At 64.1% G+C, this 19860-nt stretch carries 15 protein-coding genes; 8 read left to right on the forward strand and 7 right to left on the reverse strand.

Annotation, left to right across the window (positions count from 1 at the left end):
- The first annotated feature begins 18 nt into the window (after nucleotides 1–18).
- A complete protein-coding gene (locus IV454_RS03580; RefSeq protein WP_206090360.1) occupies nucleotides 19–1137 on the forward strand; it encodes a succinylglutamate desuccinylase/aspartoacylase family protein in 1119 nt (372 codons plus the stop codon).
- Complete coding sequence (locus IV454_RS03585; RefSeq protein ID WP_206090362.1) at nucleotides 1134–2519, forward strand: YfcC family protein; 1386 nt, start codon at nucleotides 1134–1136, stop codon at nucleotides 2517–2519. The genes IV454_RS03580 and IV454_RS03585 overlap by 4 nt, the downstream gene beginning before the upstream one ends.
- Nucleotides 2520–2805: 286 nt before the next feature.
- Here IV454_RS03585 and IV454_RS03590 read toward each other — a convergent pair whose 3' ends face one another.
- Entirely contained in the window at nucleotides 2806–3243 is a 438-nt protein-coding gene (locus IV454_RS03590) for a GNAT family N-acetyltransferase (RefSeq protein WP_206092531.1), read from the reverse strand.
- Nucleotides 3244–3388: 145 nt separating this feature from the next.
- Here IV454_RS03590 and argH point away from each other — a divergent pair, with 145 nt between their 5' ends.
- The 6 genes from argH (at nucleotide 3389) to IV454_RS03620 (ending at nucleotide 12198) form a co-directional block, all read left to right on the forward strand.
- A complete protein-coding gene (gene argH, locus IV454_RS03595) occupies nucleotides 3389–4786 on the forward strand; it encodes an argininosuccinate lyase (RefSeq protein ID WP_206090364.1) in 1398 nt (465 codons plus the stop codon).
- Nucleotides 4787–4892: 106 nt separating this feature from the next.
- Nucleotides 4893–5483 carry a TRAP transporter small permease subunit gene (locus tag IV454_RS03600; RefSeq protein ID WP_054268402.1) on the forward strand — a complete coding sequence of 197 codons (591 nt, stop codon included), beginning with the start codon at nucleotides 4893–4895 and terminating at the stop codon, nucleotides 5481–5483.
- Between the two features lie 37 nt (nucleotides 5484–5520).
- The gene (locus IV454_RS03605; protein WP_206090365.1) at nucleotides 5521–7209 is read left to right on the forward strand and encodes a TRAP transporter large permease; all 1689 of its coding nucleotides are present in this window, start codon (nucleotides 5521–5523) and stop codon (nucleotides 7207–7209) included.
- Nucleotides 7210–7214: 5 nt separating this feature from the next.
- A complete protein-coding gene (locus IV454_RS03610) occupies nucleotides 7215–8438 on the forward strand; it encodes a M24 family metallopeptidase (RefSeq protein ID WP_206092532.1) in 1224 nt (407 codons plus the stop codon).
- Between the two features lie 817 nt (nucleotides 8439–9255).
- Nucleotides 9256–10788, forward strand: coding sequence for a DUF1800 domain-containing protein (locus IV454_RS03615; protein ID WP_229522043.1), 1533 nt, complete (start codon nucleotides 9256–9258; stop codon nucleotides 10786–10788).
- Nucleotides 10789–10797: 9 nt separating this feature from the next.
- A complete protein-coding gene (locus IV454_RS03620; RefSeq protein WP_229522044.1) occupies nucleotides 10798–12198 on the forward strand; it encodes a DUF1501 domain-containing protein in 1401 nt (466 codons plus the stop codon).
- Nucleotides 12199–12632: 434 nt separating this feature from the next.
- On the opposite strand, the gene paaZ is transcribed toward IV454_RS03620, so the two are convergent.
- The 6 genes from paaZ to paaH are packed head-to-tail and all read right to left on the reverse strand — an operon-like array spanning nucleotide 12633 to nucleotide 19860.
- Nucleotides 12633–14684, reverse strand: a complete 2052-nt coding sequence (paaZ, locus tag IV454_RS03625; RefSeq protein WP_206090366.1) for a phenylacetic acid degradation bifunctional protein PaaZ — start codon at nucleotides 14682–14684, stop codon at nucleotides 12633–12635.
- Between the two features lie 24 nt (nucleotides 14685–14708).
- Nucleotides 14709–15305: a phenylacetic acid degradation protein PaaY gene (gene paaY / locus IV454_RS03630; RefSeq protein WP_206090367.1), complete on the reverse strand. Its 597-nt coding sequence runs from the start codon at nucleotides 15303–15305 to the stop codon at nucleotides 14709–14711.
- A gap of 10 nt (nucleotides 15306–15315) precedes the next feature.
- Complete coding sequence (gene pcaF / locus IV454_RS03635; RefSeq protein ID WP_206092535.1) at nucleotides 15316–16521, reverse strand: 3-oxoadipyl-CoA thiolase; 1206 nt, start codon at nucleotides 16519–16521, stop codon at nucleotides 15316–15318.
- A gap of 23 nt (nucleotides 16522–16544) precedes the next feature.
- Nucleotides 16545–17861, reverse strand: coding sequence for a phenylacetate--CoA ligase PaaK (gene paaK, locus IV454_RS03640; RefSeq protein ID WP_206090368.1), 1317 nt, complete (start codon nucleotides 17859–17861; stop codon nucleotides 16545–16547).
- Nucleotides 17862–17871: 10 nt separating this feature from the next.
- A complete protein-coding gene (gene paaI, locus IV454_RS03645; protein ID WP_054268395.1) occupies nucleotides 17872–18309 on the reverse strand; it encodes a hydroxyphenylacetyl-CoA thioesterase PaaI in 438 nt (145 codons plus the stop codon).
- A gap of 3 nt (nucleotides 18310–18312) precedes the next feature.
- Complete coding sequence (gene paaH / locus IV454_RS03650; protein ID WP_206090369.1) at nucleotides 18313–19860, reverse strand: 3-hydroxyacyl-CoA dehydrogenase PaaH; 1548 nt, start codon at nucleotides 19858–19860, stop codon at nucleotides 18313–18315.

Consider the following 19860-nt stretch of genomic DNA (forward strand, 5'->3'; position numbering starts at 1 on the left):
CATTTCACGGTCCCGACCATGCAAGCAAACATCCATCGCATCTCCCTGGAGGACAGCAGCATGTCCTCGCAACTGGCCAGCTTCCATTTCGGTGCGCCGGGCACCGGCAAGAAGGTCTATATCCAGGCCGCGCTGCACGCCGACGAAGTGCCGCCCATGCTGGTGTCGCAGTTCTTGCGCACCGAACTGCTGGCGCTGGAGGCGGCCGGCAGCATCCGCGGCGAAATCATCCTGGTCCCGGCGGCCAATCCGATCGGGCTGGCCCAGGCCATCCACGGCGCGCCATTCGGCCGCTTTGACCTCTCGACCGGCACCAATTTCAACCGCGCCTACAAGCATGTGGCCGAGGATTTGAAAACCTCGCTCGAAGGCTTGCTCGGGCCGGACGCCGACGCCAACGTGGCCCTGATCCGCGCCCATGCGCGCGATTCGGTCGGCGCCTGGCAGCCGAAAACCGACGCCGATGCGCTCAAGAAGATCCTGCTGGGGATGGCCATCGACGCCGACATCGTGCTCGATCTGCACTGCGATAACGAGGCGGTACTGCATATTTACGCAGGCACCCCGCTGGCCGAGGCGGTGGCACCGCTGTCGGCGCTGATGCAGGCGCACGCGGTGCTGCTGGCGCTCGAAGCGGGCGAGGAACCGTTCGACGAAGCCTGCAGCCGCCTGTGGTGGGACCTGGCGGCACACTTCGGCCCGGCCTTTCCGATTCCGGCGGCCTGCCTGTCGACCACCGTGGAGCTGCGCGGCGAGATGGACGTGAGCTACGAACTGGCCCAGCGCGACGCGCGCGCGCTTCTGCAATTCCTGGCGCATGCCGGCGTGCTGGCGGTGGCGCCGCCCGCGCTGCCCGAACCCCTGTGCGCACCGACGCCGCTCGAAGGCGTGGAACCGATCGCCGCGCCGCACGCCGGCGTGGTGGTGTTCCTCAAGCAGCTGGGAGATAAGGTCAAGGCTGGCGACACGATCGCCGACCTGGTCGAACCAGTGAGCGGACGCACCACGACCTTGCGCTGCAGTGTCGACGGCGTGTTCTTCGCCCGCACCGCGCACCGCCATCTGCTGCGCGGCATGGCGGTCGGTAAGATCGCAGGACCAGTGGCTTTCCGCGCCGGAAAGCTGCTGAGCCAATGAAACTGCGCATCCCCAATACCTTCGTCCTGCTGTTTTTAATCCTGGCGATGATCGCCGTGGCCACCTGGCTGGTGCCGGGCGGGCAGTACGGGACCGTTCTGGTCGATGGCAAGCCGCGCATCGATCCGGCCTCCTTCCACTACGTGCAGAGTAATCCGCAGGGTTTCGTGGCGCTGATGATGGCGCCGATCAAAGGCTTCAAGGAAGCCGCCCAGATCATCGGCTTCGTGCTGATCGTCGGCGGCGCATTCGCGGTGCTGCAAAAGACCGAGGCGCTCGACGCGATGATCCGCAGCGTGGCGCGCGCGCATACCCATTCGGCCTTCGTGCGGGCGATGCTCATTCCGGTGTTCGTGACCATCTTCTCGCTGGGCGGGGCCACCTTCGGCATGAGCGAGGAGTCGATTCCGTTCGTGCTCATTTTCGTGCCGCTGGCGCTCGCCCTGGGGTACGACTCGGTCATCGGGGTATCGATTCCTTTTCTCAGCGCGCAGGTGGGCTTCGCGGCCGCCTTCCTCAATCCCTTCAATGTGGGCGTGGCGCAGAATATCGCCGGGATCGAAATGTTTTCGGGGGTCGGCTACCGCCTGATCGTCTGGTTCGTGGCGACCGCGCTCACCATCGGGTTCCTGATGTGGTATGCGGCGCGCATCAAGCAGGACCCGACGCGCAGCCCCACCTACGCGCTCGATATCGACAAGCGCAAGGAGAGCAGCGCGGCCCTCGGCGAGCTGACCGGCATGACGCTAACCCACGCCACGGTGCTGCTGCTGTTCGTCGGCTTCATGGCGGCCATGGTGGTCGGCGTGATCAAGTACGGCTGGTATATCAACGAGATCGCCGCGCTGTTCCTGGTGATGGCGATCGCGGTCGGCGTGATCGGGCGGCTCGACAGCGACGCCTTCGTCGGCGCTTTCCTGCACGGCGCGCGCGACCTGGTGGGCACCGCGCTGGTGATCGCCCTGGCGCGCGGCACCATGATCCTGGCGCAGGATGCCAAGATCATCGACACTATGCTGCATTCGCTGGTGCCGCTGGTGCAATCGGCCAATCCCGTGTTCGCGGCGCAGAAAATGTTCGTTATCCAGACGGTGATTAACTTCTTTCTTCACTCGGGGACGGGGCAGGCCGCGCTGACCATGCCGGTCATGGCGCCGCTGGCGGACCTGGTGGGCATCACGCGCCAGACCGCGGTGCTGGCGTTCCAGCTCGGGGAATTGACCTTGCCGATGATTCCCACATCGGGCGTGACGGTGGGGGTGCTGGCATTGGCGCGCATTCCGTGGCTGACCTGGGCCAAGTGGATGGTACCGCTGCAGCTGGCGTATTTTGTGATGGCGCTGCTGTTGCTGATTCCGCCGTGTTTGATGAACTGGAGCTGACCGTAGCGCCGTAAAACGTCGGTGGCTGACGCCATTAAGCCGCTAAACTCAAAACCGTCGTTCCCGCGCAGGCGGGAACCCAATTTCGTTGAGCCGGTGACTACGCTACAAACTTGGGTTCCCGCCTGCGCGGGAAGTCGTTTCTGCCAATGGCAGGAACGACGGTTTTGAGCGTAACGTTCTGCTAGAACGACGGTTTTAAGGGTGACGACTCACCAGACACCAGCGACAGCGACAGCGACAGCGACAGCGACAGCGACGCCGCAGTGCCGTCAATCGAGCATATCTAACTGACGTAGATATTCGGGAAATACCGCTCCATCAGCGATTCCGGCCGCTGCGGTGACGTAAATCCAAACTGCGCATACAGCGCATGCGCGTCGCCCGTGGCCAGCATCAGCCTGCGCAAGCCCTTCAAACTCGGATGCGCCAGCACGGCTTTCATCAACTCCTTGCTGTAACCGCGCCCGCGGTACTCCGGGATCACAAACACATCCACCAAGTTACCAAAAGTCGCAAAATCGGTGACCACCCGCGCAAACGCCACCTGGCGTCCGTCCACGTACCCCCCGAAACACAGGGAGTTCTCGATCGCGCGCTCCACCACCGGTCGCGAAATGCCGATGGCCCATGTCGACTGCTCGCTGAGGAAGCGATAAATTAACGGGACATCGAGCTGCGAGCGGTCGGTACTGATCTGTAAATTGGACATGGCTGGGCGCATCCCTTTAAAAGAAACAATTCTACCTTCGTTCGCCGCGAGCGCAAGGGCCGCGCGCGAATTCGGAACACCTGCGCAACCCCCAACACGAATTGCCCGCAGCCTGCTTTCCTTGTTTATAATCAGGTAACGCAAAGGAACTCTTCACATGACCGCACAACTTTCAAAGAAGGGCGAAGCCTGGTCGGCGCGCTTTTCCGAACCTGTCTCCGACCTCGTCAAACGCTATACCGCTTCCGTCTTTTTCGATAAACGCCTGGCCCTGTTCGACATCGCCGGCTCGCTCGCGCACGCCGAGATGCTGGCCGCCCAACAGATCATCAGCGCCGGCGACCGCGCAGAGATCGAGCGCGGCATGGCCCAGATCAAGGGCGAGATCGAAGCGGGCAGCTTCGAGTGGCTGCTCGACCTGGAAGACGTCCACCTGAATATCGAAAAGCGCCTGACCGAACTGGTTGGCGACGCCGGCAAGCGCCTGCACACCGGACGCTCGCGCAACGACCAGGTGGCCACCGACATCCGCCTGTACGTACGCGCCGCCATCGACGACATCGTGGTGCTGCTCAACGGCCTGCGCCTTGCCCTGACCGACCTCGCCGAGCAACATGCCGACACCATCATGCCGGGCTTCACCCACATGCAGGTGGCCCAGCCGATCACCTTCGGCCACCACATGCTGGCCTATGTCGAAATGTTCGGGCGCGACGTCGAACGCATGCAGGACGCCCGCAAGCGCGTCAACCGCCTGCCGCTGGGCGCCGCCGCGCTGGCCGGCACCACCTTCCCGATCGACCGCGAACGGGTGGCGCGCACGCTCGGCTTCGACGACGTCTGCCACAACTCGCTCGACGCCGTCTCGGACCGCGATTTCGCGATCGAGTTCTGCGCCGCCGGCGCCCTGGTCATGACGCACATCTCGCGCATGTCCGAAGAACTGGTGATCTGGATGAGTCCACGGGTCGGCTTCATCGACATCGCCGACCGCTTCTGCACCGGTTCGTCGATCATGCCGCAAAAGAAAAACCCGGACGTGCCGGAACTGGCACGCGGTAAAACCGGCCGTGTCTACGGCCACCTGACCGGCCTCCTGACTCTGATGAAAGGCCAGCCGCTGGCCTACAACAAGGATAACCAGGAAGACAAGGAGCCGCTGTTCGACACCGTCGACACCCTGGTCGACACCCTGCGCATTTTCGCCGACATGGCCGGCGGGATCACGGTCAAGCCGGACGCCATGCGCGCCGCCGCCCTGCAGGGCTACGCCACCGCCACCGACCTGGCCGATTACCTGGTCAAGAAAGGCTTGCCGTTCCGCGATGCCCACGAAGCCGTGGCGCGTGCCGTGCGTGCCTGCGACGACCTCAAATGCGACCTGTCCGAGATGTCGCTCGATCAGCTGCGCGAATTTTCGGAGCTGATCGGCGACGATGTGTTCGCCGTGCTGACCCTGGAAGGCTCGGTGGCGGCGCGCGACCATGTGGGCGGCACCGCGCCGCGCCAGGTGCGCGCGGCGATTGCCCGCGTGCGCGCCCAGCTGGCCGGGTAGGCGCAACACCACCAGTGACCTGTTTTTAGCCGACCGGCGCACCAGACGCCGGCGACCGTGCTCGTTTTTGAACATTTTGTTTGAAACTACTGGAGATACCAGCACCATGCTCACGTCACTTTTCATCCCGCTGTCGCGCGCGATCGACACTCTCAATGAGAAGATCGCCAGCGCCGTCAGCTGGGCCTTGCTGGCCGCGGTCATCATCTGCGCCGGCAATGCCCTGATCCGCTATACCTTCCATACCAGTTCCAATGGCTGGCTCGAAATCCAGTGGTACCTGTACGGGGCCATGTTCATGCTCGCTTCCGCCTACACCCTCAGGCGCGACGAGCATGTGCGCATCGATGTCATCGTCGGGCGCTTCTCGAAGCGCACCCAGGTCTGGATCGACCTGTTCGGCTTTCTCCTGTTCCTGCTGCCGGTGTGCTTGCTGATCCTCTGGTACGGCATTCCCTTCGCGCGCATTTCGATTCAAAGCGGCGAAATGTCGAGCAATGCCGGTGGCCTGATCGTGTGGCCCGCCAAACTGCTGGTGCCGCTGGCCTTTGCGCTGCTCGTCCTTCAGGGCGTCTCCGAAATCATCAAGCGCATCGCTTTCCTGGCCGGACGCATCGACGCCAGTTCGTTCAACAAGCAGGTCACCACGCCGCAGGACGAGATCGACGCGATCAAAGCCGCCAACAAGATCAGTTAAGAGCAGTCACGCAAACAGCCACTTCGGTCAGGGACACATGGAACAATTCATCATCGCCAATCTGGCGCCCATCATGTTCGGGGCGCTGGTCATCTTCTTGCTATCCGGGTTTCCGGTCGCATTCTCGCTGGCCGCCAACGGCCTGTTTTTCGGCCTGGTCGGCATTGAACTGGGGCTGCTCAAACCCGAACTGCTGCAGGCGCTGCCCAACCGGATCTTCGGCATCATGGGCAGCGAAAATCTGCTGGCGATTCCCTTCTTTACCTTCATGGGCCTGATCCTGGAAAGGTCGGGGATGGCGGAGGACCTGCTCGACACCATCGGCCAGCTATTCGGCCCGATACGCGGCGGAGTCGCGTATGCGGTCATTTTCGTCGGCGCGCTGCTGGCCGCGACCACCGGCGTGGTGGCCGCCTCGGTGATCTCGATGGGACTCATTTCGCTGCCGGTGATGCTGCGCTACGGGTACGACAAGCGCCTCGCCTCCGGCGTGATCGCCGCCTCCGGCACCCTGGCCCAGATCATCCCGCCCTCGCTGGTGCTGATCGTGATGGCCGACCAGCTGGGCCAATCGGTGGGCGACATGTACAAGGCCGCTTTCATCCCGGGCCTGATGCTCACCGCGATGTATGCCGGCTATGTGCTGGCCCTGTCGATCTTCAAGCCCACGCACGTGCCGGCGCTGCCGCTCGAAGCGCGCAACCTGGGCGAGCCGAACGGCGACAGCGGCGCGCGCTCGCTGTTTACCATGGTCGGCGTCACGCTGGCGATCGGGTTCGCGGTTGCCTCCGTCCTGCGCGCGACCCACCCGGAGCTGGCCAAGGACGAAGCGGGGATCTACTCCACCGCCGTGACCGTGCTGCTCGGGTTTGCGTTCGCACTGGCCAACCGCCGCATGAAACTCGGCCTGCTCTCGCGCATGGCCGACCGCGTGATATTCGTCATGGTGCCGCCGCTGGCGCTGATCTTCCTGGTGCTGGGGACGATTTTCGTCGGCATCGCCACGCCGACCGAAGGCGGCGGCATGGGCGCGATGGGCGCCATCTTGCTGGCCATGCTGAACGGCCGCCTGTCATGGAGCCTGCTCAAGCAAGCCATGAATTCGACCACGCGCCTGGCCTGCTTCGTCATGTTCATCCTGATCGGTTCGACCGTGTTTGCGCTGGTGTTCCGCGGCGTGAACGGCGACCTGTGGGTCGAGCACCTGCTGACCAGCCTTCCGGGCGGCGTGAATGGCTTTCTGCTGGTCGTCAACATCATGTTCTTCATACTCGCCTTCTTCCTCGACTTCTTCGAACTGGCCTTCATCCTGGTGCCGCTGGTCGGACCGGTGGCGAACAAGATGGGCGTCGACCTGGTCTGGTTCGGCGTGCTGCTGGGCGTGAACATGCAGACGTCCTTCATGCATCCGCCGTTCGGCTTTGCGCTGTTCTATCTGCGCTCAGTTGCGCCGAAAGAAGTCAAGACGTCCGACATTTACTGGGGGGCCATTCCGTTCGTGGTGATCCAAGTGGTCATGGTGGCCCTGATCATCACCTTCCCGCACCTGGTCTCGGTCGAAGCGAAGGTCGACATGAAAGAAAACCTCGAACTGAAAATCGACCCACCCGCCGGCGAAGCGGAACCGCTGAAGCTCCCCGCCGCCGGCGCCGACAAAAAGGATGAAGACAGCACACCGGAGCTGAACTTCTCGACCGACACTGAAACGGAGACGAAAAAGAAATGAGCGTGATGAATATTGGCGGCAAAAGCATGGACGAGGCGCTGGCCGCCTTGTCCGACATGACCGGCGGAATGACCCCGATCGGCAAGGAAGAACACGAGCAGCGCATCGCCAGGGCCCAGGCCTTCATGCGCGAGCAGGGCATCGGCGCGGTGTTCCTGAACGCGGGCACCAACATGCGCTACTTCACGGGCACCAAGTGGTATGCCAGCGAACGCATGGTGGGGGCCATCCTGCCGGCCACAGGCAGCCTTGAGTACATTGCGCCGGTGTTCGAGGAAGGCTCGCTGACCGACTTCATGCTGGTCAAGGGCAAGGTCAATTGCTGGGAGGAGCACGAGAGCCCCTACCAGCTGTTCATCGACGTGTTGAAACGCATGGGCATCGCGCCCGATGCGGCCGCGCCGCCGCGCATCGGCATTTGCGAGAGCGCCGCTTTCTTCATCGCCGACGGCATTGCCCCGCTGGCGGCGGGCTACGCGCTGGAAAACGCCAAAACGGTCACGGCGTTCTGCCGCGCGCGCAAGTCGTCGGCCGAAATCGCCCTGATGCAGCGCGTGAAGGACATGACCTTGGAAGTGCACAAGGCCGCCGCCAGCATCCTGCATGAGGGGATCACCACGGTGGAGGTGAGCGACTTTATCGCGCGCGCGCACCGCAAGGTGGGTGCGCCGGGTTCGTATTTTTGCATCGTGCTGTTCGGCGAGGCGACCGCCTATCCGCACGGCGTCAGTTATGCGCAGACCCTGGCACCGGGCGACGTGGTGCTGATCGATACCGGCTGCCAGGTGCACGGCTATATCTCGGACATCACGCGCACTTACGTGTTCGGCGAGATCAGCGAGCGCCAGCGCTTTGTGTGGAATGCGGAGAAGGCGGCGCAGCTGGCCGCGTTCGAGGCCGCGCAACTGGGCGTGCCGTGCCGCGCGGTCGATGCGGCGGCGCGTGCCTCGCTCGAATCGAATGGCTTCGGTCCCGGCTACAAGCTGCCCGGCCTGCCGCACCGCACCGGCCACGGCATCGGCATGGATATCCACGAGTGGCCTTACCTTGTCGGCGGCGACAATACGCCGCTCGACGTCGGGATGTGCTTCTCGAACGAGCCGATGATCTGCATTCCGGGCGAATTCGGCGTGCGCCACGAAGACCATTTTTATATGACGGAGACGGGACCGAAGTGGTTCACGGAACCGGCGCACACGATCGACGATCCGTTCGGCATGGCCCGCTGAAGCCGCCTGTGCGCACGCGCCGGACGCCACGATGGCGGCCCGGCGCACAAATGCAATGATGCATTTAAGATATTGTAATTTCCTTTGCCGCTTAGTCAGCTTTCCTCGCTGTCGACCCTCCCCGCATGAAACAGTGTTGCAAAGAAGTAGAAAAACACTGGGTTGTTACAAAATAAACAAATTTTCGCGTTTATTTGTTTCCGCTAATCATCTACTATCTCTGGTTGTGGACACACCCCGGGATAATTTCATGCAAGAGCAACAAGTACTCGACACAGACGTCGCTGATGTCGATCTGGACGACAAGACCTCAACCATCCGGCTTGATGTTGCTGGAAATGAAGAAACAGGCGGCGTGTCGCTGGTCACGGCGGCCACCGCGCTGTTGTCGACCACCGTGTTGGCAGCCTGCGGCGGCGGCAGTAGCGGTGGTGGCAGCGTCAGCTCATCCATGCCCTCTGTGGCGGCGCCGCCTGTGATTTTGCCCACGCCGACCATGCCGGCCCCGGTAGTGCCAACGCCGACTGTTCCGACACCGGCGGTTCCAACACCGACGGTTCCAACACCGACTGTTCCGACACCGACGGGGCCGACACCGACTGTTCCAACGCCGACTGTTCCGACGCCAACCGTTCCGACCCCAACGCCGACGGTTCCGACGCCGACGGTTCCGACGCCGACGCCGACCGCACCAGGCCCGGCCGCTCCGACGCCGACGCCAACGCCAACGCCAACGCCAAATCTAACGCCTACCCCGACGCCGACACCCACCCCGACGCCAACGCCAAACCCGACACCAACCCCGACGCCCACGCCGGTGGAAAAAATCGGCGTCGCCGAAGCATCACGCTTCCTGGCGCAGGCATCGATGGGCGCCACGCGCGAGCAGATCGCCCGGGTGCAGCAACTGGGCTACGCCGGCTGGATCAACGAGCAGATGGCCATGCCGAGCTCCCAGTCGCGCTGGGATTACCTGGTATCCAAGAAACTGAACGGTGTCGAATCCAAGAACTCCGAAGCCGGCCACGATGCCGCTTTCTGGAAGAAAATGCTGTCCTCGCCGGACACCTTGCGCCAGCGCGTCACCCTGGCGCTGTCCGAGATCCTGGTCGCGTCCCTGAGCGGCTTTAATGCAAGCTGGAGTAATTTTTCCAGCGCCGCGCACATGGACTTGCTGGAAACCCACGCCTTCGGCAACTACCGCTCCTTGCTCCAGCAAGTATCGCTGAGCGCACCGATGGGCGAGTATCTGACCTATCGCGGCAACGTCAAGGTCAACCCGACCACCGGCGCCCTGCCCGACGAAAACTACGCGCGCGAAGTCATGCAGTTGTTCACCATCGGCCTGGTGCAGCTGAACAACGACGGTACGCCCAAGCTCAGCGGCGGCTTGCAGCAGGAAACCTATACCCTGGACGACATTACCGGCCTGGCGCGCGTGTTCACGGGCTGGAACTACGACATGACCGGCACCGACAACAATACGCCGGACTACAAACGCCGCCCGATGATCCTGACGGCCAGCCGCCATGACACGAGCGCCAAGAACTTCCTGGGTAGCAGTATCCCCGCCGGCACCGACGGCCTGACCAGCCTGACCCGCGCGCTCGACATCATCTTCGCCCACCCGAACGTGGGCCCGTTCATCGGCCGCCAGTTGATCCAGCGCCTGGTGTGCAGCAATCCGTCGCCCGCCTATGTGGCCAGGGTCAGCGCCGTGTTCAACAGCGATAATAACGGCGTCAAGGGCAACCTGGCCAAGGTCGTGTCCGCCATCCTGCTCGATACCGAGGCACGCAGCGCCAGCCGCCTGAGCGACTCCACCTTCGGCAAGCTGCGCGAACCGGTGCTGCGCTTTACGGCATGGGCGCGCGCGTTCAAGGCCAATTCGCCGACGGATGCCTGGGCGGTCGGCAACACGTCCGACCCCGGCACCCGCCTGGGACAAAGTCCCGGCCGCTCGGCCACGGTGTTCAATTTCTTCCGTCCGGGCTATGTACCGCCCAACAGCGCCATTGCCAACGCGCGCATGGTCGCGCCGGAATTTCAGATCACCAATGAATCGACCGTGGTCGGCTATGTCAACTACATGCAGACCGTGGTCAGCAAAGGCGTAGGCGACGTCAAGGCCGACTACAGCGCCCTGCTGCCGATGGCCGACGTGGCCGAGACCCTCGTGAGCGAACTCAACCTCGTGCTGGTGGCCGGACAACTGGCGCCGGCAACGACCAACCTGATCAAGGGCGGGATCGATTCCATGCCCAAGGGAACCGAGGCCGCCCGCCTGAACCGCATCTACGCCGCGCTGGTGCTGGTGCTGGCATCCCCCGAATTCATCGTCCAAAAATAAGGAGCAGCCATGCAAAATAAAAATGGAACCAATGCATCGCGCCGCGCCTTTTTACAACGCGCTTCCGCGCTGTCGGTCGCTGGCGTCGCCGCGCCGTGGGCGATCAACGTCGCCGCCATGGCCGAGGCGAGTGCCGCCACGGCCACCGACTACAAGGCGCTGGTGTGCGTCTTTCTCTACGGCGGCAACGACTATGCCAATACCGTCACGCCCTACGATGCCAGCAGTCATGCGCTGTACCAGTCCTACCGTCCCAACTTCGCGCACAGCCGCGCCGCGCTGGCCGCGACCGCGCTGACCCCGACCGTGGCGCCGGTGGACTCGGCCGGTTTCCAGCACCAGTACGCCCTGGCTCCCAACCTGGCGCCGCTGGTGCCGCTGTTTAACGACGGAAAGCTGGCGGTGATGCTCAACGTAGGCACCTTGGTCCAGCCCATCACCAAGCTCCAGTACACCAACAAGTCCGTCCGCGTGCCACCGAAATTGTTCTCGCACAACGACCAGCAATCGATCTTCCAGTCGTCCTCGCCGGAAGGCGCCACGTCCGGCTGGGGCGGACGCATCGGCGACCTGTTCCAAGCGAGCAATACGCACTCGACATTTACCTGCATCAATGTTTCGAACAATGCCGTGTTCCTGTCGGGAAATACGGCGGTGCAATACCAGGTGTCGACCAGTGGTTCGGTACCGCTGGCGGGGATCAAGAACGCCTTGTTCGGCTCGACAAGTTCCTCGGCGGCGCTGCGCACCCTGATGACGCAGCAGCGCAGCCACGTGCTGGAAAACGAGTACAACCGCATCGGCAAGCGTTCGATCGAAGCCAACGAAGTGCTGACCTCAGCGCTGAGCTCGACGCCGGCACCGAAAACGGTATTCCCGGCCGCGAACAACCTGGGTGACCAGTTGAAACTGGTCGCGCGCATGATCGCCGCCGGCCCGACCCTGGGTGCGAAACGGCAAGTGTTTTTCGTCTCCATGGGCGGCTTCGACACGCACGACGGCATGCTGACCAATCACCCGGGGCTGATGACCAAGCTGGGCGAGGCGATGGCGGCGTTTTACGCGGCGACGGTGGAACTGGGCGTGGCAGAGAAGGTGACCACGTTCACCGCCTCCGACTTCGGCCGTACGATGGCGGGCAATGCCGACGGCTCGGATCATGGCTGGGGCAGCATGCATTTCGTGATGGGTGGCGCGGTCAAGGGCAAGCGCTTTTACGGCACCGCGCCGATCGTGGCCAATGGCGGGCCGGATGATGTGGGTCAGGGACGCTTGCTGCCGACCACCTCGGTCGACCAGTTCGCCGCCACCATGGGCGCCTGGCTCGGCGTGTCGAACAGCGAGTTGCTGGCATTGCTGCCGAATCTGGGCAATTACAACGCCAGTTCGCGCAATCTCGGGTTCGTGTAAGGCCACAAACCGCAAATCCGTCGTTCCCGCGCAGGTCCCAGTTTCTATGAAACTCCTCAAATCTCTGGGAACTGTGCAAAGTGCAAGGGCGCTTCCAAATGGCGCTAACCTAAGCTCCGTCATTCCTGCCATTGGCAGAAATGACTTCCCGCGCAGGCGGGAATCCATAGCACATTCGTATATCGACGGTGCTATGGGGGAAACGCATGCGTTTCCGCCTGCGCGGGAGCGACGGTTTCGAGGTTTGTAGTCGCAAAGCTGCTCAAATTAGCGGCAAAGACTAGTTCCTGGAGAGGCGGGAACCCAATTTCGAACCGTAGCTACAGGCGGCTCGCCACACTTGGGTTCCCGCGGGGGCGCCTAGCCCTGCGCGGGAAGTCGTTTCTAGCAATGCCAGGAACGACGGCGCGAAAGGTAGCGGTATTCCGCGCCAATTACCCCTTCTTCATCACCAAGGTCAGAATGTCATAACTGGCCACCAGTTCATCATGCTGGTTGGTGACCTGCACATCCCACGCCACCACGCCCTGCCCCACGCCCTTATCGTCGGTGCGGTTGCGATCGACCTTGCGCTTGCACGTCAGGCGCGCACGGATCGTGTCGCCAATCGCCACCGGCGTGATGAAGCGCAGGTTATCGAGCCCGTAATTGGCCAGCACCGGCCCCGGTGCCGGCGAGACAAACAGCCCCGCCGCCGCCGACAGGACAAAGTAGCCGTGCGCGATGCGCTTGCCGAACTGCGAATCCCTGGCCGCGATCTCGTCGAAGTGCATGTAAAAATAGTCGCCCGAAATCCCGCCGAAGTTAACGATATCGGCCTCGCTCACCGTGCGCCGGTGCGTGAGCAGCGAGTCGCCCATCTGCAGTTCCTCGAAATACTTGCGGAACGGGTGCAGAGCCTCTTCGCGCACGGCCGCGCCGCGCACGTACTCTCCCGTGATCGCCGCCAGCATGGTCGGCGAACCCTGTACTGCGGCGCGCTGCAGGAAGTGACGCACCGCGCGAATCCCGCCCAGTTCCTCGCCGCCGCCGGCGCGTCCCGGCCCGCCATGTTTCAACTGCGGCAAGGGCGAGCCGTGACCGGTCGAATCGACCGCCGCTTCGCGCTCCAGCACCAGCACGCGTCCGTGCGTGGCCGCCGCCACCGGCACCGCACGCGCCGCAATCGCCGTGTCCTTGGTCACCAGGGTACTGACCAGGCTTCCCTTGCCGCGCGCGGCCAGGGCCAGCGCTTCGTCCAGACTTGAGTACGTCATCATCGTGCTGACCGGGCCGAAAGCTTCGATATCGTGCACGGCATCGTTGTTCATGCCATCGCGGCACAGCAGCAAGGTCGGCGAGAAGAAGGCGCCATTGGCCGCGCCCTCGCCCACCGGATTGAAGCCATCCCTGGCGCCGAACAGGATCTCGTTGCCGCGCGCGAGCATCTCGACCCGCTCGCTGACGTCGCGGTGCTGGTCCATCGACGCCAGCGCGCCCATGCGCACTTCTTTCACCGACGGATCGCCCACGACGATCTTCGCCAGGCGCTCGCGCAGGCGTTCGCCGACCGCTTCCACATGCTGCTTGGGCACGATGATGCGGCGAATCGCGGTGCACTTCTGGCCGGCCTTGCCGGTCATCTCACGCGCTACTTCCTTGACGAACAGGTCGAACTCCACATCGTCCGGCGTCACGTCCGGTCCCAGGATGGCGCAGTTGAGCGAGTCCGCTTCGGCAGTGAACGGCACCGAGTGGGTAATCAGGTTCTTGTTGACGCGCAGCTTGGCGGCGGTGTCGGCCGAACCGGTGAAGGTGACCACATCGGCGCCGGTCAGGCGGTCGAGCAGGTCGCCAGTGCTGCCGATGACCAGTTGCAGCGCGCCTTTCGGCAGCAGGCCGGAATCGTCCATCATGCGCACCACGGCTTCGGTCAGATAGCTGGTGGCGGTGGCCGGCTTGCCGATGCACGGCATCGCCGCGAGAAAACTCGGTGCGAATTTTTCGAGCAGGCCCCAGATCGGGAAGTTAAAGGCGTTGATGTGCACCGCCAGCCCGCCGCGCGGCACCAGGATGTGGGTGCCGGCGAAGCCACCGTTCTTGCCGAGAGCGAGCGCCGGGCCTTCGTGCAGCACATTGCTCGACGGGAGTTCGCGGCTGCCCATGCTGGCGTAGGCGAACAGGGTGCCGATGCCGCCTTCGATGTCGACCCAGCTGTCCGGACGGGTGGCGCCGGTCAGGTGCGAGATCGTGTACAGCTCTTCCTTGCGCTCCATCAGGTACAGCGCCAGCGCCTTGAGGCAGGCGGCGCGCTTCTGGAAGTCGAGCGACATCAGGGCCGGCACGCCGGTGCTGCGCGCATAGGTGACTGCCTCGTCGAAGTCGATTTTTTCGGCGTGGGTGTGGTAAATCAGGCTGTTATTGAGTGCGCTGTGCAGCGGCACCGATGCTTCGGCGCCAAGCCAGCGGCCGCCGATCAAGCTTTGCAGGGTCGATATGGTTTGCATTGTGTCTTCTCCAAATTCTCTGTTTTATTCTTTAGGGGCGTGCATCTCGGGACCCAGATCGATGCGCGCGCGGTCTGGCTCGACCTCGCTCAAAGCCTCGACTTCGCGCATCGTCTCCATCGAACGCACCGCCAGGTCGTGGTACTGCTTCGTGCCGAAGCTTTTCCAGCTGATTTCCTTGTCCGTCAGTTCGCGCATGATACGCGCCGGGGCGCCCATCACCATGCTGCGCGGCGGGATCACCATGCCGGCTTTGACAAAACTCATCGCGGCGACAATCGATTCCTCACCCACCACGGCGCGGTCCATCACGACCGCATTCATGCCCACCATGGCATTGCGCTTGATGCGGCAGCCGTGCAGCACGGCGCCGTGGCCGATGTGGCCATCGATTTCGACCACCGTGTCTTCGCCGGGAAAACCGTGCATGACGCAGGTATCCTGCAAATTGGCGCCCTCTTCCAGGATCAGCCGGCCAAAGTCGCCGCGCATCGATGCCAGCGGGCCGATGTAGCAGCGCGGACCGACGATCACGTCGCCGATCAGCACCGCACTCGGATGCACGTAGGCGCTCGGATGGACCACCGGCGTAACGCCATTGATTGCGTAGACCTTGACCATGGCGCGCACCTTATACTTTTTCGATGACGAGGGCAATCCCCTGCCCGACGCCGATGCACATCGTGCACAGCGCGTAGCGTCCACCCGTGCGGTGCAGCTGGTTGACGGCCGCCAGCACCAGGCGTGCGCCCGACGCACCCAGCGGATGGCCGATGGCGATCGCGCCGCCGTTCGGGTTCACATGCGCGGCGTCGTCGGCCAGGCCCAGGTCGCGCGTGACCGCCAGGCCCTGCGCGGCGAATGCTTCATTGAGCTCGATCACGTCCATCTGGCCGATGGTCAGGCCCGTCATCGCCAGCACCTTCTTGGTCGCCGGCGACGGACCAAAGCCCATGATGCGCGGCGCAAGACCCGCCATGGCCATGCCGACGATACGCGCGCGCGGCGTCAGGCCGAAGCGTTCGGCGGCGCTGCCGGAGGCGATCAGGATCGCGCAGGCGCCGTCGTTGATGCCCGACGCGTTACCGGCGGTGACGCTGCCGTCCGCCGTAACCACGCCTTTCAGCTTGGCCAGCATCTCGATGCTGGTGTCGGGACGCGGGTGCTCGTCGGTGTCGAACACGCGCGCGTCGCCCTTCTTCTGGGGGATGGTGACGGGGACGATTTCATCCTTGAACACGCCGGCGGCATGGGCGGCGGCCCAGCGCTGCTGGCTGCGCAGGGCAAACGCATCCTGGTCGGCGCGGCTGATGTTAAATTCCTTCGCCACGTTTTCGGCCGTCTCGGGCATCGAATCGATGCCGTATTTTGCTTTCATGAGCGGGTTGATGAAGCGCCAGCCCATGGTTGTATCTTCAATTTTGGCCGCGCGCGAAAACGCGCTGTCGGCCTTGCCCATGACGAAAGGCGCGCGCGTCATGCTTTCCACTCCGCCGGCGATGATCAGGTTCGCTTCGCCGGCCTTGATCGCGCGCGCGGCGATGCCGACGGCGTCCAGGCTGGAGCCGCACAGGCGGTTGATGGTGCTGGCCGGGACCTCGGGCGGCAGCCCGGCCAGCAGCGCAGCCATGCGGGCGACATTGCGGTTGTCTTCGCCGGCCTGGTTGGCGCAGCCGAAGTACAGGTCGTCCACGGCGGTCCAGTCCACGCCGGGGTTGCGCGCCATCAGGGCGGCGATCGGCAGCGCCGCCAGGTCGTCGGCGCGCACGCCGGACAGGGAACCGCCATAGCGGCCGAACGGGGTACGGATGGCGTCGCAGATAAAGGCGTCGGTCAGTGTGCTCACAGGTGCTCCTTGGTTCAATTCGATTTTGGACGCTGGTCGATCACGCGCCGGGCCTTGCCGGTCAGGGTGCGCTCGATGCCGTTGGCCGGCAGCAGGTTCACCCGCGTGGTCACGCCCACATAGGTCTTGATGCGGTGTTCGAGTTCGCGCGCCAAGGCCGCCACGGCGTCCTGCGATGAGGAAGCGTCGCGCAGTTCGGCCACCACATCGAGCTTGTCCAGATGGCCGTCGCGCGAGACCACCAGCTGATAATGGGGCGCGAGCAGCGGCATCTTGAGGATCAGTTCCTCGATCTGGCTGGGAAATACATTCACCCCGCGGATGATCAGCATGTCGTCCGAGCGGCCGGTGATTCTCCCCATGCGGCGCATCGCGCGCGAGGTCGGCGGCAGCAGGCGCGTGAGGTCGCGCGTGCGGTAGCGGATGATCGGCAGCGCTTCTTTGGTGAGCGAAGTGAATACCAGCTCACCCTCGGAGCCGTCGGGCAGCACTTCGCCGGTGTCCGGATCGATCACCTCGGGGTAAAAATGGTCTTCCCAGATCACCGGACCGTCCTTGCTCTCGATGCATTCGCTGGCCACGCCAGGCCCCATCACCTCGGACAGGCCGTAGATGTCGACCGCGTCGATGCCGGCGCGTTTTTCAATTTCGCCGCGCATGGCGTCGGTCCACGGCTCGGCGCCGAAAATGCCGACCTTGAGCGACGACTCCGCCGCATCGAGCCCCTGGCGCGTGAATTCCTCGATGATGTTCAACATGTACGAGGGCGTGACCATGATGATCTCGGGCTTGAAGTCGCAGATCAGCTGCACCTGCTTTTCGGTCTGCCCGCCCGACATCGGAATCACGGTGCAGCCCAGCCGCTCGGCGCCGTAATGGGCACCGAGCCCGCCGGTGAACAGGCCGTAGCCGTACGAGACCTGCACCATGTCGCCCGCGCGCCCGCCAGCGGCGCGGATCGAGCGCGCCACCACATGGGCCCAGGTGTCGATGTCCTTTTGCGCGTAGCCCACCACGGTCGCCTTGCCGGTGGTGCCGGACGAGGCGTGGATGCGCACCACCTTCTCGCGCGGGACGGCGAACAGGCCGAAGGGATAATTGTCGCGCAGGGTTTTTTTGTCGGTGAAGGGGAATTTGGCCAGGTCCGCCAGGGTGCGCAGGTCGTCCGGATGCACGCCGGCGGCGTCGAACGCGGCGCGGTAGTGCGGCACGTTGTCGTAGGCGTGCCTGAGCGACCACTTCATGCGTTCGAGCTGCAGCGCCTGCAGTTCGTCGCGGCTGGCGCGTTCGATCGGCTCCAGGTCGCCGGGAACCGGTGTGCGTTGGACCATGGTGTTCTCCTTATTGCGGCAGTTCGGCCACGTTGCCGGCGACCCGGTGCGATTTACCGCGCAACAGGGCGACGGTGCGGCCATCCTGGTTGGTGACGGTGACGTCGTAGATGCCGGTTTTCCCGGCCAGCGCCTGTTCGGTCGCTTCCGCCGTCAGGAGGTCGCCTTCGCGCCCCGGCGCCAGGTAATCGATGGTGCAGCCCGCGCCCACGGTGTTCAGGTTGTGCGAATTGCAGGCGAAGGCAAAGGCGCTGTCGGCCAGCATGAAGATGTAGCCGCCGTGGCAGGTCTGGTGGCCGTTGAGCATGTCGAAGCGCACCGGCATCGTCATGCGCGCATAGCCGGGACGGATGTCGGCGAGCAGCATGCCGAGCGCCTGGCTGGCCGGGTCGCGCTCGAACATGGTTTTGCCGGCCAGTTCGGCCAGCGCTTGAGGGTCAATTTGCATGGGTCAGAAGCCGCTTCCGTTGGCGAGTTTGCGGCGCAGCAGCGGAGAGACGCGGTAGCGGTCTTCGCCATACGCGGCGGCCAGGTTGGCCAGCACGGTCACGATGTGCGGTACGCCCACCGCATTCGCCCAGGCCAGCGGCCCGCGCGGGTAGTTGACGCCCTTTTGCATCGCGATGTCGACCGCTGGAGCAGTGCACACGCCCTGGTTGACCGCGTCGGCGGCCTCGTTGGCCAGCATGGCGACGGTGCGCATGACCGCCATGCCAGGCACGTCGTCCAGGCGCGTGACCACGAAACCAGCCGCCTGGAACAGGCCGACCGCCGCGTTGTAGGCGGCGTCGCTGCACTGGTCCGCGCGCGCCAGGGCGATGCGGGTCGCCTTGCCGTAATCGAGCGCAAGGTCGAACAGCACCGTATCCGGATGGCGGTTGGCGCTGGCGCGTTCGGTGGCGCTGCGCCCGTCGGTGAGGAAGATGGCGGCGCCGTTGCAGTGGAAAGCCGGCGCCTCGTTTTCGCCCGCATTCGGAAGCGGCTTGCGGTGGCCGACCGTGAAGCCAGCGCCGGCCAGGCGCTGTTCCAGCGGATGCGTCACGGTATCCGGCACGTCGGCATCGATGCTGATGCTGACCACTTCCGGACGCGCATGCGCCGCTTCCTGGCTGGCCGCCGCCTTGGCCGCGCCTTCGCCGTACTGGTAAAAGCCGCGCCCCGATTTGCGGCCGAAGAAGCCGGCGTTGACCATTTCCTGTTGCAGCACCGACGGCGTGAAGCGCGGGTCGCCGAAGTAGGCGTTGAACACCGATTGCGTGACCGAGAAATTGACGTCGTGGCCGATCAGGTCCATCAGCTCGAATGGACCCATGCGGAAACCGCCGCAGTCGCGCATCACCGCATCCAGGGTGGGGGCATCGGCGGCCTGTTCCTGCAACAGGCGCAAGCCTTCGGCGTAGAACGGGCGCGCCACGCGGTTGACGATGAAGCCGGGCGTGGACTTGGCGTGCACCGGGCTCTTGCCCCAGGCGGTGGCGGTGGAGTACACCGTCTCGGCGACGTCCCGGTCGGTGGCCAGGCCACTGATCACTTCCACCAGCGCCATCAGCGGCACCGGATTAAAGAAGTGCATGCCAACCAGGCGTTGCGGGCGGCGCAGCGGCGCGGCGATCGCCGTGACCGAAATCGAGGAGGTATTGGTGGCCAAAATGCAGTCGTCGCCAACCACGTTCTCCAGGTCGGCGAACAGCATGCGCTTCACATCCAGGTTTTCGACGATGGCTTCGACCACGAGAGCGGCGTCATCGACTTCCTTGAGGGTCGCCACGCTGTGCAGGCGCGCACGCGCCGCGATGGCGGCCTCGCCGCTCATGCGGCCTTTTTCCACCAAGGTGGTGTAGACCTTGCCGATATCGGCAATCGCCTTGTCGACCGCGTCGGGGCGCGTGTCGAACAGCTTGACCGTGTAGCCGGCGGCGGCCGCCACCTGCGCGATGCCGGCGCCCATGGCGCCACTGCCGATGACGGCGACGATGCTGCCTTGTTCCAGTGCTGCCAT

Origin of the sequence: Massilia antarctica (genome assembly GCF_015689335.1) — a bacterium.
Classification (GTDB): Bacteria; Pseudomonadota; Gammaproteobacteria; order Burkholderiales; family Burkholderiaceae_D; genus Telluria_A; species Telluria_A antarctica.

What these genes read in the sequence shown, in the direction of transcription:
- IV454_RS03580 (WP_206090360.1), top strand. Translation starts at nt 19, where the DNA reads ATGCAAGCAAACATCCATCGCATCTCCCTGGAGGACAGCAGCATGTCC.
- IV454_RS03585 (WP_206090362.1), top strand. Translation starts at nt 1,134, where the DNA reads ATGAAACTGCGCATCCCCAATACCTTCGTCCTGCTGTTTTTAATCCTG.
- IV454_RS03590 (WP_206092531.1), bottom strand. Translation starts at nt 3,243, where the DNA reads ATGCGCCCAGCCATGTCCAATTTACAGATCAGTACCGACCGCTCGCAG.
- argH (WP_206090364.1), top strand. Translation starts at nt 3,389, where the DNA reads ATGACCGCACAACTTTCAAAGAAGGGCGAAGCCTGGTCGGCGCGCTTT.
- IV454_RS03600 (WP_054268402.1), top strand. Translation starts at nt 4,893, where the DNA reads ATGCTCACGTCACTTTTCATCCCGCTGTCGCGCGCGATCGACACTCTC.
- IV454_RS03605 (WP_206090365.1), top strand. Translation starts at nt 5,521, where the DNA reads ATGGAACAATTCATCATCGCCAATCTGGCGCCCATCATGTTCGGGGCG.
- IV454_RS03610 (WP_206092532.1), top strand. Translation starts at nt 7,215, where the DNA reads ATGAATATTGGCGGCAAAAGCATGGACGAGGCGCTGGCCGCCTTGTCC.
- IV454_RS03620 (WP_229522044.1), top strand. Translation starts at nt 10,798, where the DNA reads ATGCAAAATAAAAATGGAACCAATGCATCGCGCCGCGCCTTTTTACAA.
- paaZ (WP_206090366.1), bottom strand. Translation starts at nt 14,684, where the DNA reads ATGCAAACCATATCGACCCTGCAAAGCTTGATCGGCGGCCGCTGGCTT.
- paaY (WP_206090367.1), bottom strand. Translation starts at nt 15,305, where the DNA reads ATGGTCAAGGTCTACGCAATCAATGGCGTTACGCCGGTGGTCCATCCG.
- paaK (WP_206090368.1), bottom strand. Translation starts at nt 17,861, where the DNA reads ATGGTCCAACGCACACCGGTTCCCGGCGACCTGGAGCCGATCGAACGC.
- paaI (WP_054268395.1), bottom strand. Translation starts at nt 18,309, where the DNA reads ATGCAAATTGACCCTCAAGCGCTGGCCGAACTGGCCGGCAAAACCATG.
- paaH (WP_206090369.1), bottom strand. Translation starts at nt 19,860, where the DNA reads ATGGCAGCACTGGAACAAGGCAGCATCGTCGCCGTCATCGGCAGTGGC.